Origin of the sequence: Sutcliffiella sp. NC1 (genome assembly GCF_027594365.1) — a bacterium.
GTDB classification, from domain to species: domain Bacteria; phylum Bacillota; class Bacilli; order Bacillales; family Bacillaceae_I; genus Sutcliffiella; species Sutcliffiella cohnii.
Genome location: NZ_CP115153.1, coordinates 4483440 through 4498270, shown reverse-complemented (window position 1 = coordinate 4498270; position 14831 = coordinate 4483440). Strand labels below are relative to the sequence as shown.

Genomic DNA, 14831 nt, shown 5'->3' with positions numbered 1-14831 from the left:
TGAGACTTTTTGAGTAAAGTTTATAATAAAATAACAAAATTAGAATTTAAAACACAGAATATCTCCTTTGACCCTGAATTATCAAAAATTCAAAAGTATAAGTTGAAAAAAAATAACCCTAACGTTCCTGATATTCTTATTAGTAAATCTCCAGGTGAAGTAATTGATTTACCTAAAATATAACCTGATTTCTTTTAAATCATGACTAGTTAAGTGCTTTTTAAGGTAAGTCATCTACACATCACCCCTTATAGAGGAGACCGGGGCAAAAATGGTAGCATATAAAGCGATGAGCATGATATTGCATTTTGGTATGTTGATCATATCGTTAATACCAGTGATTGTACAATAATCATAATTGCCATACATAGAAAAAAGAAATAATAACTTGACTAGCCGCTCTTCATGCGGCATGCTTCTGCGCTGGCGGAGTGTTGTTGCACTCGGTCTTTTAAGTATGTTCTTAACAAAAAAATAACATTTTATCGATTGTCAAAGTCCACACAGATACTAGAATAAGAAGGATTGAAAAAATAATTATTAATAGCTATAATAAAGTTAACGATATTGTTAACTTAACTTATATGTTAAGTTTTTTCTGTGTAATTACATTTTAAGGGGATGCAAAAGAGTGGAGTTTAATGATTTTGGTTTATTGCCACCAGGAGATTATAAACTTACTATTGAACAATTAAAAAATTCTTTATTGGTTATTGGTCCTCAAGATGGTACTATTTGGGACGCTGAATGGAGGGCTTTTTTAGTAGACCAGTTAGAACTAATGGTTAAGCAGCTTTGGAGTGTAGGTGTAAATGATATATTTATAGACGGTTCATTTGTAGAAAATAAAGCCCATCCTAATGATATTGACGGTTATTTTGAATGTGATGTTAAAGACCTTCAAACATTGGTACGGGAATTAAATATCCAAGAGCCAGATAAAATATGGACTTGGGATAGTAAATCACGAAAGCCCTATAAGGGATATACAAAAAAGCAACTCCCTATGTGGCATAAGTATCGTGTAGAACTATATCCCCATTACGGTTTTGGACCCGGGACAGGAATTCTTGATAAGTATGGAAATAACTTATTATTTCCATCTGCATTTAGACAAACAAGAGATACTTTTCAGCCCAAAGGAATAGTGAAAATTGTTAAGTAATATTAACTGTGTAAAAAATATAATAGAACGACTAAAGAAAATTTAAGTGAGGGGTTCATATGATTAAAACAGAAAGTGCTTATAGAGAAGCAGTAGAAAAGTTAAATCAGGATAAAGAATTTATAGAGCTCGAAAAAAAGAAATTCGTAGAAATGGGCCTAGATAAAGAACATATTGAGCTGGCTATACAACCTTATGTTTCTTTTCATGAACAGCTAAAAGAAGAAGTAGAGTATTACGAGAGGACAAAACGTGGAGAATTTGATACTGTAATAAATTTACGCACATTAGGTAGAACGCTAATAGCATATAGAATATATATTGGTATGTCTCAACAAGAACTAGCTGAAAAATTAGGTGTTTCTGCATCTCAAGTTTCTCGAGATGAAAGAAACGAATATTATGGAGCGACTATCGAACGTATTCAACAAATAATGGATGCATTGAATATGGTTTCTGTTACAAAAATAAACCCTTCGGATGTTGTATCGGCATAACGGAAATAAAGGATGAAAAGACTCGAATCGGAGTCTTTTCATTTGTTTATTTCTCTTAATAACAATTATTGCACGCACAAACTTCCTTCACCCATCCGTGCAGTTTTCCAATTAAACGTTAACGAAATTCTTCAACACAAACTCTTCCACTACTTTCGCTACACCGTCATTCATATTCGTGTCCGTTACATGGTCAGCGATTTTCTTTATATCGTCAGGAGCATTCCCCATTGCAACGCCAAGTCCAGCGAATTCGATCATTTCTTGGTCATTATAACTATCGCCCATCGCAATCACTTCTTCTCTTTTAATCCCTAAATGTTGGATTAATTGGTTTAAGCTTGTCCCTTTTGTTACTCCTTTTTCCGTGAATTCTAGGAAGAAAGGTTTGGAACGCATCACACTAAACTCTTCCGCTAATTCGACCTGAAGCCTTTCGGTAATGCTCTTCATCTTGTCAGGGTCACCAACCATTAACACTTTCACCACTTCTTCTTGGACACCTTCTACAAAACTATTAACGAAATGAATCGGTAATCTAGTTAAATCAGATTCTATTCTAGTATAGGGGTTATCGGACTCAGCAATAATCTCATCGCCCACATACGTATGAATATCAACACCTTCACGTTGGCTTAATTCATACAGCTTTTTAATCACTGGTAAGGGAAGGGTGCTACTAAACATTTCCTCTTTTGTTTCATAATTAATAATTTTTCCACCGTTAAAGGAGAGGATGAAGCTGCCATATTTATCTAGATCAAGTTCATCCGCAATTGGTAGCATGCCATACGTCGGTCGCCCAGAAGCCAACACAACTTTAACACCATTCTCCTGCGCCTTCATTAAAGCTTCCTTCGTACGAACCGAAATCGTATGATCATCCCAAAGCAACGTATCATCCAAATCTAACACAATCATTTTATATGCCATATCTATTATCTCCTTCTAAGTTGTAACATTCCTCTTATTCTACTATTGGTTGTTAGAACTGTCACGTTTTGTGGACATCGGGACACATACCGTGGACGGAGGGGCAGGTCCCACTAGCCTTGCGTGTTTGTTGGTAAATTGAATTTATGTAATTTTTTTTGAGTTGCTTTTATCCTGATAGAGAAAAAAGGGAAACGAGGTTGCATTCGACCTTGTTCCCTTTTTTTACAATTGTGAATTAGTTATCTTCGTTTTCTTTTTTTAATTCCCTTTTTATCCATAGCTACATTACCAAGTTCCGGTGTCAACTTTTGTCTTCCTTTGGACGTTCTTTTCTTTTTGATATTTAGAGCTTTTTCAAATGAGTTAACTGTTTTAAACAGATAGGTTTGTAGTAGTCTAAAGAATTCCCAAGGTGTCTTTTTAGAGTTAGTTTGGAGTTTAACGATTAAAGTTAACCCATATGCAATCAAGGCTAAAAACATTTGATTCCATATTCCTTGCGGCTTTGTACTCCATATTTTTGTAAATCTTAAGTGCTGTTTGATCCATTTAAAGAACAACTCTATCGTCCATCTTGCTCGATATAATTCCATTATTTGTTGATCTGTGAGGTCAAATCTATTCGTTAGAATTCTATACGTTCTTTGTTTTTCATCGATGAATTCTACGTACCGAACTGGTGGTTGAGAAACAGTATAGGATACTTTTGCGTCTTGAACCACGGATGAGTGGGTAGGTGTATATTCTTCCAAGATACCCAATCGCAGTGACTTGGATACCCGTGCTACAAACGATATCTCCTTCGCTTGCCAGGATTGCAGATTCTCTCTTGAAGGGTAGCCACGGTCCATTATATAGATATAGTCTGATTCTTCTATCATTACATCCGAACTTTCAAAATCACTTAACCTTCCGGAAGATGGTACAATCTTGTCTGCATATACAACATCGGGTGACGCAACCATTAGTCTTGTATGCATTTTAACGCCAGTTTTCTTCTTCGAAATCTTTGCCCAGTCACATAAATTATGAGGTAACTTTATTTCAGTAGAATCAATAATTCGTAACCTACCTAACCCATTTGGAAGTCCCTTTAACCCTTTAGTAAGTTGAGAGAGTTTCTCTACAACTTTTATACATAGTTTTTGTACTAGTTCAGTTGGCAGTTCGTTAATTTTACGGCTTAACTGTGATCTACTAATTTCCTCTATCCCAATTTCCATACGAAGCTCTGGATAAGCCCCAAGCTTTTCTTCCATATGGCTATAGGAACTCCAATGATCCAGTTGAGCAGCTACAAAAGTTTTAACCAATGATTTAGTTGAAAGTTTATAGTTACTATAATCCAATAATGGACAATCAAAATCCTCAGTAGGAAGAAGTGATAAACATTGACAAATAAGCATTTCACGTTCTATACTATCTTTATTCATTTTTAAAGCTCCTTTGTAGATGACTTGTTTGTTTAAGGGAACAAAACAAGGTCACACATTCTACAATAGGAGTTTTTTTATTAAATGTAAATCCATAATTATTGAAATTATGGATTTTTTTGAAAGTCATGCAACGCTAGTGGACAGGTCTCGTGTCCGCGCAAATAATGGAAATTAATTAAGGGGAAGTGTAGTCGCACTTCTCTTTTTTATATTCGCTAAATTTAGATGGGGATGGGAAGGATTCGAAGCATTAGAATGTGTAATTTCCAAAAAATGTGTGGACAGCGTGACGCATACAGTGGACGAGGGACCTGTCCCCGCGTCCCATTGTGGTATAATGGGTGTAACAAAATGCAACAGAGGAGCAATTTTTATGGGAATTAGGACGCTTTTTATCGCACCTTATCGTGGGTTGAAGGAATTGGCAACAGTTTTAGGGAAGCAGCAGTCGGATTTGGAGCTTTTAATAGAAGAAGCGGATTTGAGTGCTGCTATCCCTGTTCTGAATGCGTATAAGGATCAAGGGATACAGTTCATTATTAGTCGTGGTGGTACGGCGAAAATCATTAAGCAGTATACAGACATTCCGGTCGTCGAAGTTCATTTGTCTGGTTACGATATGTTACGAACGTTAACGCTTATTAAAGATTACAAAATGAAAGTGCATTTAATCGGTTTCCCGAATCTGTGCAACGGTATTTTGTCTGTCGCTAATTTACTTAACATTCATTTAGAATATACGATGATAGAACAGGAAGCGGAAGTGAAAAATGCCGTGAAGGAAGCGTATGAAAATGGTGCACAAGTAATTTTAGGTGACACCATTACTGTAAATACGGCGGAATCATTCGGTTTGCAAGGGATGATTATGACTTCTGGAAGGGAAGCTGTTCTAGAGGCTTTTCAACAAGTGAAGCACTTGCATTGGGCGGTAGAGCAAACAAAACGTAATCATTCGATTTATCAAGCTTTACTAAACGACATAAATGATGGCATTGCTATTTTCCTGGAAAGTGGAGAAATTACGTATGCCAATAGCGCTTTTTCACAAGCAGTTTATTCAGATAAAAGACCGGTAATTGGTACCTCTATTTTTCAATTACCTAAGGAGTTTGGTCTTGATGCTTTTGATTTTCATCCATCTCATAGAGACTTGGTCATACAAGGGGAGAGCTACCATTTAACAACGGACCAATTCGGACATTTAGGAATTACTTATTACTATATAAAGCTTTCGAAAGTAATAACGGATGAAAGTAGTGTGAAAGTGTCGAGCGACCAGGCTCCTAATACATCATTTGCTCAATTTGTCACTCATAGTGAACAGATGAAATTATTAATTGGCCAAGCAAAATCATTATCACAAACGAATGAGCCTATCATCATAAGTGGAGAAAAAGGAGTAGGAAAAACATTTCTAGCCTCTACTATCCACCGAGAAAGAGAGAAAGGCCCTCACTCTTTTTTACATGTAACGATAGTAGAAGAGTCCGATCATACGGTTTCTGAAATAAGCTCTTCTCTTCAACAGATTGAAAAAGGAACGGTATATATAAAAGGTTTAGAATTGCTTTCCGATCCCGTCCAAAAAAATGTATGGAATCTAATAGAGGTGAACAGGGGAATAAGGTTTATTTTTGGATTTGACCTCGACCGACACGCTCTGGAAACAAAACTATTAGATGACTTTCAAGACGTTAACTTCCTTAACATACCGCCGTTAAGGGAACGAACGGAAGATTTAGAAGAGCTAATAAGAATCTTTATTATGCAATACAATACTCGCTATGGAAAACAACTTGTTGGGATAAAGGAAGACTTTTTACAACAGTTCTTTTCGTATGATTGGCCAGGTAACGTTACGGAGTTAAAAGCAGTCGTGAAGAAAATGGTAAATGCATCGGAAGGAGACTTTATCGATTATCATTTACAAAGATTTCTCCCAGTAGGCACAGGAAAAGCAACTAGCATAGATTTCACCAAAACATTAGAAGAAATTGAAAAGGACATTATTCTTCAAGTGTTAAAAGAAGAAAACATGAACCAAACTGCAGCAGCTAAAAGATTAGGAATTAATCGAACAACATTATGGCGAAAGATTAAATAATGTTGCAATTTGCAACGTTATTTATTTTTTTGTTTTTTATTTGTAATTATGTATTGCTTTTTCAAACAATGAGTTTATAATCAGTAAATGTAAGCGTATTAAAAAATGAATATAAAACAAATTGTTGCATTATTAAACGCATTTTTATTTTTTTACCTAATATTTTATACGCTTTCATTTATTTACAATTTCACACGGACACAATTTGTCCTCAATTTAAATACTTTAAGGGGGTTTCACCATGAAGATCAAACAAACATTAGATAGAATTCCTGGTGGTATGATGGTTGTTCCATTACTATTAGCTGCAACAATCAATACATTTGCACCAGACTTACTACGTATCGGAAACTTTACAGAGGCATTATTTGTAAACGGTGCCAGCACGTTAATTGCTCTATTCTTACTATGTGCAGGTGCTCAAATTAACGTTCGAAACATCGGTGTTTCTGTTGGGAAAGGTGCAACATTATTATTTGTTAAATGGCTTGTTGGTGCCGCAATCGGTTTACTAGCATTCGCAATGGCAGGAAATGACGGACTTTTTTATGGATTAGTACCAATCGCTATTATTGCCGCAATGACGAACAGTAACGGCGGATTATATATGGCATTAGTTGGACAGTACGGTAAAGCAGATGACAAAGCAGCATATTCGGTTCTTGCATTAAACGACGGACCATTTTTAACAATGGTAGCATTATCTATTTTCGGAGCAATGGGATTCGTTGACGGAATGTTCTCGTTAACTTCTTTCATCTCGGTTTTACTTCCAATCGTAATTGGATTTGTTCTTGGTAACTTAGATGGTGAAATGAGAGATTTCTTAAGTAAAGGTAGTGACATGTTAATTCCTTTCTTCGCTTTCGCATTAGGCATGGGAATTAACTATCAAGCAATCATTAACGGTGGATTATCTGGAGTTATAATCGGTATTATGACAGTGCTCGTTACTGGTTCGGCAGCATATTTCGTATTCAAACTGTTCAACTGGAATCCAATCGTTGGTGCAGCAGAAGGGTCTACGGCAGGAAATGCGGTTGCTACACCGGCAGCAATTGCAGCAGCATCACCAGCTTTTGCCGCGAATGCAGAATTAGCAACAGTTCAAGTAGCAGCGAGTGTCGTAACAACAGCTATTCTTTTACCAATCTTCGTTGCTTTCCTTGTTAAACGTTTAGAAAAGCAAGGGAAAACATTGAAAACTGATTTTAAGTAAGATTACTAAAAAATACAAGAAAGTCCATTCATGCCTATGAATGGCTTTCTCTATTATTACGATTTACGTTAGGAGTGACATCTATGAAATTAGCCATCATTGCAGATGATTTAACAGGAGCAAATGACAGTGGCGTCCAACTAGCAAAATACGGCTTAAAAACTTCTGTTTTATTTGGTCAGGACGAAGAAGCTGTTCAACAATCAGAGGTAGTCATTTTTGATACAGATAGCCGTTCTATAAATAAAGAAGATGCGTATAAAAGAACGTTCGAAGTTTCGCAATTACTAAAAAGTCAAGGAATTACTAATATTTTCAAAAAAATCGATTCCACAATGAGAGGCAATATTGGGGCGGAAGTGGAAGCGATATATGATTCCGTTCAACCTGATTTTGTTTTTATTGCACCTGGGTATCCTAAAAACGGCAGGAAAGTAGTTAATGGATATCACTACTTAAATGATGTGCTTTTACACGAAACGGAAATCGCGAATGATCCAAAAACACCTGTAACTGAATCACATATACCTACGCTTTTACAAAACCAAACGAATAAGCAAATTGGTTTAATCGACAAAGAAATATTAACAAGTGGTTTAGAAGCTATTCAAAACGCTTTACGTCAATATGCAGAGCAACAGATTGCTTACATTGTTGTCGATTCAGAAAAGGAAGAAGACTTAGAACTTATTTTATCCTATACGAAGCAACTAACTTACAACATTACTTGGGTAGGATCGGCTGGAATTGCAAACTATTTACCTGCGTATTTTGATTTAGATAATAAAGAACAGGCTTTTTCGATTTCTAAACAAGAAAAACCGGTGTTAACTGTTGTCGGTAGCGTTAATATTAATTCTAGAAAACAGCTAAAAAGAGTACTTCAAAAAGACGGTGTTTTCAGTATTAAAGCTGATTCATATAAAGCGGTATCTGATGAAACAATAAGAACAGCTGAAATCGAAAGAGTTATAAAAGAAGCAAAAGAAGCAGCGCAAAAAGGATTCGACGTGATTGTTTACTCTTCTGGAGAGCAAGAAGATGTTAATCAAGCTCGTGAAGTTGGGAGTAGGAACGGTTTTGATTTTACCGAAACGAGTAATGAAATTGTAAAAATGCTCGGTGAGATGGTAGCTCAATTAATGGAAGAAAATCTTTTCTGCGGTATCGTGATGACAGGTGGAGATACGGCAAAGCAAGTGTGTGAACTATGGGGCGTTAAAGGTTTTTACCTTTATGATGAATTAGAAATTGGCGTACCTATCTCTAAATTTATTGGCCATGATAATATGTATGTTATTACAAAAGCTGGTGGATTCGGAAAAGAGACAGTGTTTGTTCATGCGATTGATAAGTTAAAAGGAGTGTTAAACTAATGAAACCAGTAATCGGAATCACTATGGGGGACGCAGCAGGTATCGGTCCGGAAATAATCGTGAAGTCATTAACAGATAAAGATATTTATGATAGATGTCAGCCAATCGTCATCGGTGACGCTAAAATGTTAGAAAGAGTAAAGCCGATTGTACAAGCTGATGTTGAAATTAACGTTATTACTGAAGTTTCTCAAGCGAAAAATGAAGTTGGCGTCATTGATTGTATCGACTTAAATCTATTGCCAAGTGACTTGCCGTTCGGAGAAGTTTCTGGTGAAGCAGGAAATGCAGCGTATCAATATGTGGCAAAAGCGGTGGAACTCGCAAAAGAGAAGAAAATTAACGCGATTTGTACAGCTCCACTAAATAAAGAAGCAATGCATAAGGGTGGACATTTGTATCCGGGTCATACAGAAATTTTAGCAACGTTAACGGAAACGGAAGATTTCTCGATGATGTTAACGGCTCCTAACTTGAAAGTGATTCATTTAACGACTCATGTTGGTTTAATTAAAGCGATTGAGATGATTAATCCAGAGAGAACGTATCGAGTAATTAAGCTTGCGCACGACACGCTAACACGTGCAGGTATTGAAAATCCAAGTGTTGCTGTTTGTGGTATTAACCCACACGCAGGTGAAAATGGGTTATTCGGAAATGGGGAAGAAGAAGAAAAACTAATTCCTGGTATCGAAAGAGCGAAAAGTGAAGGGATAGACGCTTCTGGTCCGCACCCAGCAGACACATTATTTTTCCGTGCAGCAAGAGGAGACTTTGATATCGTCGTAGCTTGCTACCATGACCAAGGCCATGCACCGATTAAAGTAATGGGAATCGAAGACGGCGTTAACATCACAGTCGGTCTCAAAGGTGGAATCGTTCGCACATCCGTTGACCACGGAACGGCATTCGACATCGCCGGCAAAAACATCGCCGACTCCCGAAGCATGAAAGCAGCCATCAACTCCGCCATCGAACTAGCACCAAGAGACTAACAGCAGAGCGGACGAAGCGTGAACAGCGGGACAGATACCTTGGACATAGGGACTATACTAGGTCCCTCGTCCACACAGAAATTGCAAGTTAAGTGATGGTGTATTTAGATATTGAGGTATACCCTTGTAGTAGAAGTTACAAAGTTATTTTTTGATATCCTACATCCGAATTGATGACCGCGCAAGCCAAACAGACCAAAACATCTCATTTACTATCTTTTCTTTCCTCATATTCAACCCGATGTTTCGTATCTTGAATAGGTTCATCTCGCTTTACATCACTCTTGTTTCCCATCGTTATATCATCAAATGGGGTAAATCGGTTAGATGGTGCTGATTTTCTTTTAAACATTTTATAACAAACAAATCCGATAACTGATACAATCACTAAAGTATAAACGTAGCCCATTTAACGAAAACCTCCTTTTAATAGATATATTCTATTAATGGACGAGAATTCCTTTAATCCGGATGGATGTAACGTAAAATCCATCATCCTCACCACAAAAAAGAGCTTCATTTCGAAGCCCTCTCTCAAAAATCTACTCAATTTCCAAAAAAATGTGTGGACGAGGGACCCCCCGTGTCCACGAGTGGGGTAAGTTTACCTACGCTGTATAGTTGTAGGTGGTGCATTGCTCTTGTGCAGGCGGTGTAGAATGTTCTTAGGAGGCTCTCGTCTCTGTAAACTTCCGCAGATGCGTTATAAATGATGACCGCATCGAACTCAATTCCTTTCGCTAAATAGGATGGGATGACGACAACTCCTTGTTCGTATTCTATTGAGTTATTTCTCAAAAGCTTAAGACCTTCGATGTCAGACAGTGCTTCGTATGCGCGCTTACTTTCCTTGGCTGATTTGCATATAATTGCAATGCTATGGTAGCCGAGACCTTTCCATTCAGTAATCTTGGAAGTAATCGCCTGATGCAATTCTGTATGATTCTCGACTTCTGTTAGTGCTGGGCGCTCACCGTCACGTTCGAAAGGGATAATCTGTTTGCCGTTCGGAATGAGACTCCGGGTAAATTCAATAATCGGTTTTGTAGATCGATAACTACGGGTCATGTTAATTACTTCCGTCTTTTCCTCCCCGTACAAACTCATAAGGATACGAAAATCATTCATTTCGCTCGCGTGTGCAAATATTGCCTGGTTAAAATCACCGAGAACCGTCATTCTAGCCATTGGGAATAAACGTTTTAGAAACTCAAATTGAAACGGCGAGTAATCTTGCGCCTCGTCCACGACTACGTGCTTTATTGCGTTATTCATCTGAAAGCCTAAAATTAGCTCTTTTAAAAGTAAAAACGGGGTGGCATCTTCGTAAAACAGCTTTTCTTCGCCAAGCATTTTCACCGTCGCTTCACACATCTCCGTCCACTTTGCTGGTGTTTCCCCAATTAACTGAGCGAGCTTCAAGGGATCTGCAAAAAGCTGCTCGTAAATAGCATTTATGTCAACAAACTGAAACGCTCGGATTCGTTTTCGCACTGCCTTCAATTTTTGATGGACAATTAATTGGGCAAGCACGACTGGCTCCACCTCGTAATCAGCGATATCTTCTTTCTTGTAGCCTCGTTTTTTTGCTAAAAATGTACGTGCTTTATGATACTCCTCATTACTAAGTAGCTCTATTTCCTCCTGGACCCACGGTTTTCTCCGTTCCATCCTTTCGACCTCTTTTAATTGAACCAAAAGCCATTCCTTTAACTTTTCCAACCTATTAAAGAATTTGAGAGAAGTGTCAGTGGAATAAAACCTTTCTTGTATTTGTTCAGCAGTTACAATTGGCTTCCCTCTAAAGATAATACTCTTGAATTGCATCCCGGCTTCTTCAAGCGACTTTCTGTAGGACTGGATAGCCTCAAAAAATTGAGTGGACGCTTTGTATCGAATGCTGGCAACCCTTGTGCGATAAGTAGGGGTATCATCAGCTGTTAATATATATTCCAATTGGTCGTACGGATTTTCTACATGAAACTCGTCGCTTAGTCGATGGTCTAAATATTCCTGAAAAGTGACCTGCTGCATATTTTCTTCGCCAAGTTCCGGTAGTACGTTAGATACGTAACTATTAAACATCGTATTTGGAGAAAATAAAATAATTTGGTCGGCATTGAGATTTTCTCGATATTTGTAAAGTATATACGCAATTCGTTGAAGGGCAGCTGAAGTTTTTCCACTACCTGCAGCACCGTGAACGATGAGAAGTCTTCCGCGATCATGACGGATAATGCGGTTTTGCTCCTGTTGAATCGTCGCTACGATACTGTGCATATGTTTGTCAGTACCTTTTCCGAGCACTTGCTGGAGGATTTCGTCTCCAATCGTAAGACTCGTATCAAACATCGATTGAAGGGTGCCGTTTTTGATTAAGTATTGCCACTTTTTCTCTAAAACGCCTTCAATCTCGCCACCAGGTGTAACGTACTGAGCGGGACCGGGTTGGCAATCATAATACACACTCGCGATCGGCGCTCTCCAGTCGTAAACGAGAAAATTATCGCCAGTTTCATCTGTAAGGGTGGAAATACCTATATATACTTGCTCTGAAGCGGGCGAGTCGTCTTCTTTAAAATCAATCCTTCCGAAGTAAGGAGATTTCTGCATACGACGTAAAGTGTTGAGCCGCTTCGATGCATGCCGATGTGTGCTTTGACTAACAGCGAGCGCTTGAGCCTCTTGGCGCAAACCGATAATTGTCTCCAAGTAATCATCGAACGAATCCGTATTCACTTTCACCTCATCCCAAAAATGTTTACGAATATGAATCACTTCGTCCCGATGCTGAGAAGTCCTTTCCTCCAACCGACCAACTTGCTCTCTTATCATTTCTATCACACGTCTCAATCGATCTTGCTCCAGTTGAAACTCTGAATTCATCATACACATACACTCCTTCAATAAACGTGGACGAAGGACAGGTTCCTCGTCCACACAGATATTGGAAATTTCGGACGAGGAAACAAGTCTTTCGTCCATGAAAATAAAATTTTTAAGTATTATTGCTTACTGTAATTAACGAACCTCATATGTTGACTTGCGTGATCAAGTAAAGCTTCTCCTTAATATTATCTGTAAATGTTTGTATTCATTCCTACTCTACAAAAACTGAAAATTTATCTTACACACTCACTCCTTAAAAAAGTTTTAAAAAAGAGTTGACTAAAGAATAAATTACATTGTATAATTATAGTAGGGTAATTACGCTTAGTTGAATAATCTTGAGTCTATCTATACTAATTTAACATAAATAAACCGTCCGTTCAATGGATTAGAAATAAAAAAAGCAGTATTTAACGTTTTAAATGTTAAATACTGCTTTTTTGTGAGTGGAGAAAACTTTTCTACTTTTTCTCTAAATTGGAACGCTACTTTTAGCAGCTTGAAGATTTAACTTTTTTCCATTTCACGAAATTTATTAGTTGGATAATCCATATTAAAAGAACAATAACGACAAAAAGGTAACTTACGATTAGCCCCCACAATGGAACTGTATATGTCCCATAAACTAAATGATCCAAAACGATACTTCCAATTATAATAAAACCACAATAGGTGAACGAGTTTTTTAGTAGTTTAGCAGAACTTTTCCATGAATCCTTTAGAAATGTGGCCACTACTTGGATTCCTCCGCAAATAGAAACGATGGCAAACGCCAATTTAAAGAGAAAACGTTCTTCTCCGTTAACGAGGATAAAGAAGCCTAAGCCAAATAATATTAGTCCAGCTATAAAATATATGTACTTCTTAAATCCTTCACTTTCTAAAAAACCTTTCATGATTGCCTCCTAATTGTGGGCAGTGGATAGGTTTACTATCCGTGTATTTAAGCGCCCATAATAATAATACACCCTATATTTTAACAAAGTTGATGGTCAGGATGAGAGGAGGAAATAGTGAATTTTCCAAAAAAAGTGTGGACGAGGGACCTGTCCCTGTGTCCACCTCCCTGTGTCCACCTTGAAGCATCATCTTTGTATTGAAAGCGAGTTTTTCATTATACTGACAGGTAGAGTGCTAATTTCGGAAAGTAGGGTAAAAATGCTATTTTACATAACAGCGATCCTCGTTATTTTGCTTGACCAGCTTTCTAAAAATTTTGTTCGGGCCTACGTAGAACTCCATGAAAGATTTACTATCTGGGGAATACAGTTTACGCATATCGAAAATAGTGGGATGGCAGGAGGGTTGTTTCCGGGTAATGCGCGGCTTTTTGGAGTTGTAGCAGTGTTGTTTGTCATATTTGTTTTATACCTTCGTAAAACGGAAGACATGAAGGGACTGCTTATTGATTTGAGTTTTGGATTTCTCGTCGGTGGGGCAATCGGAAATGCGATTGATCGATTTTTGTTTGGAACGGTAACAGACTTTATTGTTCGTTCTGGCGGGGTTCTGAATATAGCCGACCATGCGATTGAGCTGGGGGTGATTCTGCTTATTATACATTTTGTTGTTAGTTGGTTGAGGCAGAAGGGGAAAGCATCCTCATCTCCAAGCACTCAAAAAGAAAGTGTTGACAAATAATAGAACTTCATGTAAATTAATTTTATTCAGAATATTCAACTATTCCAATACGGATTCCTTCGGATATTCACGAATACAAATTGCACCAACGAATATAATTAATTAATAACAATTAAATAACTATTTTTATTCTTATCCAGAGAGGTGGAGGGACTGGCCCGACGATACCTCGGCAACAGACAGATTGTACTGTGCCAATTCCAGCAAGCTATATGCTTGAAAGATAAGAAGAGAGTATTGAACTATTTACATTTGCCCTCTTCTTTTTTTAGAAGAGGGTTTTTATTTTAGCCAAAATGAACCGAGAACTCATTAGCAACCTATTAATAAACAAGGGGAGATTATATGGCAAAACTTGAAGAGTCAAAAGTGAAACATATTTTATCAACTTTGGAGAGCTTGGAATTTGGAACGATTGAAGTTACCGTCCATAATGGGCAAATTACTCAAATCGATACGACGGAAAAGAAGCGTTTTTCATTGCAACAAACGACACCTAGTAAAAGTGAGAGAACCTATAAAAATAGTAAATAGTTTGCCGATTAGACGACTAAAGGCATCTTTATTTTC

General features: G+C 37.5%; 13 protein-coding genes, 1 pseudogene and 1 riboswitch. Of the genes and pseudogenes, 9 read left to right on the top strand and 5 right to left on the bottom strand.

The features are described from left to right. Positions 1–6 precede the first annotated feature (6 nt). The 3 genes and pseudogenes from O1A01_RS25375 to O1A01_RS23105 all read left to right on the top strand — a co-directional run. Positions 7–183, top strand: a pseudogene (locus O1A01_RS25375) (DUF4274 domain-containing protein); the annotation flags it as partial. A gap of 448 nt (positions 184–631) precedes the next feature. Further along, positions 632–1165, top strand: coding sequence for a DUF6932 family protein (locus tag O1A01_RS23110; RefSeq protein WP_066421922.1), 534 nt, complete (start codon positions 632–634; stop codon positions 1163–1165). Between the two features lie 59 nt (positions 1166–1224). Beyond that, the gene (locus O1A01_RS23105; RefSeq protein WP_066421919.1) at positions 1225–1662 is read left to right on the top strand and encodes a helix-turn-helix domain-containing protein; all 438 of its coding nucleotides are present in this window, start codon (positions 1225–1227) and stop codon (positions 1660–1662) included. Between the two features lie 111 nt (positions 1663–1773). On the opposite strand, the gene O1A01_RS23100 is transcribed toward O1A01_RS23105, so the two are convergent. Then, positions 1774–2595: a Cof-type HAD-IIB family hydrolase gene (locus O1A01_RS23100; RefSeq protein ID WP_270065127.1), complete on the bottom strand. Its 822-nt coding sequence runs from the start codon at positions 2593–2595 to the stop codon at positions 1774–1776. A 242-nt stretch (positions 2596–2837) separates the two neighbouring features. After that, on the bottom strand, positions 2838–4031 hold the full coding sequence (locus tag O1A01_RS23095; RefSeq protein ID WP_094366211.1) for an IS4 family transposase: 1194 nt from the start codon (positions 4029–4031) through the stop codon (positions 2838–2840). Positions 4032–4407: 376 nt separating this feature from the next. On the opposite strand from O1A01_RS23095, the gene O1A01_RS23090 reads away from it, so the two are divergent. The 4 genes from O1A01_RS23090 to pdxA all read left to right on the top strand — a co-directional run bounded on the left by O1A01_RS23090 (position 4408) and on the right by pdxA (position 9731). Next, positions 4408–6141: a sigma-54-dependent Fis family transcriptional regulator gene (locus O1A01_RS23090; protein ID WP_066420882.1), complete on the top strand. Its 1734-nt coding sequence runs from the start codon at positions 4408–4410 to the stop codon at positions 6139–6141. 241 nt (positions 6142–6382) lie between these two features. Next, positions 6383–7360, top strand: a complete 978-nt coding sequence (locus O1A01_RS23085; RefSeq protein ID WP_066420886.1) for a 2-keto-3-deoxygluconate permease — start codon at positions 6383–6385, stop codon at positions 7358–7360. Positions 7361–7443: 83 nt separating this feature from the next. Beyond that, a complete protein-coding gene (locus tag O1A01_RS23080; protein WP_066420887.1) occupies positions 7444–8736 on the top strand; it encodes a four-carbon acid sugar kinase family protein in 1293 nt (430 codons plus the stop codon). Further along, on the top strand, positions 8736–9731 hold the full coding sequence (pdxA, locus tag O1A01_RS23075; RefSeq protein ID WP_066420888.1) for a 4-hydroxythreonine-4-phosphate dehydrogenase PdxA: 996 nt from the start codon (positions 8736–8738) through the stop codon (positions 9729–9731). Before O1A01_RS23080 ends, pdxA begins: the two co-directional genes overlap by 1 nt. A gap of 205 nt (positions 9732–9936) precedes the next feature. Here pdxA and O1A01_RS23070 read toward each other — a convergent pair whose 3' ends face one another. The 3 genes from O1A01_RS23070 to O1A01_RS23060 form a co-directional block, all read right to left on the bottom strand. Further along, the gene (locus O1A01_RS23070) at positions 9937–10140 is read right to left on the bottom strand and encodes a DUF3951 domain-containing protein (protein WP_066420889.1); all 204 of its coding nucleotides are present in this window, start codon (positions 10138–10140) and stop codon (positions 9937–9939) included. Between the two features lie 137 nt (positions 10141–10277). Next, the gene (gene helD, locus O1A01_RS23065) at positions 10278–12617 is read right to left on the bottom strand and encodes an RNA polymerase recycling motor HelD (RefSeq protein ID WP_270066457.1); all 2340 of its coding nucleotides are present in this window, start codon (positions 12615–12617) and stop codon (positions 10278–10280) included. Positions 12618–13111: 494 nt separating this feature from the next. Then, positions 13112–13516: a hypothetical protein gene (locus tag O1A01_RS23060; RefSeq protein ID WP_066420890.1), complete on the bottom strand. Its 405-nt coding sequence runs from the start codon at positions 13514–13516 to the stop codon at positions 13112–13114. 262 nt (positions 13517–13778) lie between these two features. On the opposite strand from O1A01_RS23060, the gene lspA reads away from it, so the two are divergent. Continuing rightward, positions 13779–14261: a signal peptidase II gene (lspA, locus tag O1A01_RS23055; protein ID WP_066420892.1), complete on the top strand. Its 483-nt coding sequence runs from the start codon at positions 13779–13781 to the stop codon at positions 14259–14261. 129 nt (positions 14262–14390) lie between these two features. Continuing rightward, positions 14391–14491, top strand: a riboswitch (SAM riboswitch). A gap of 115 nt (positions 14492–14606) precedes the next feature. Beyond that, the gene (locus tag O1A01_RS23050) at positions 14607–14795 is read left to right on the top strand and encodes a YezD family protein (RefSeq protein WP_066420894.1); all 189 of its coding nucleotides are present in this window, start codon (positions 14607–14609) and stop codon (positions 14793–14795) included. Positions 14796–14831: the final 36 nt, after the last annotated feature.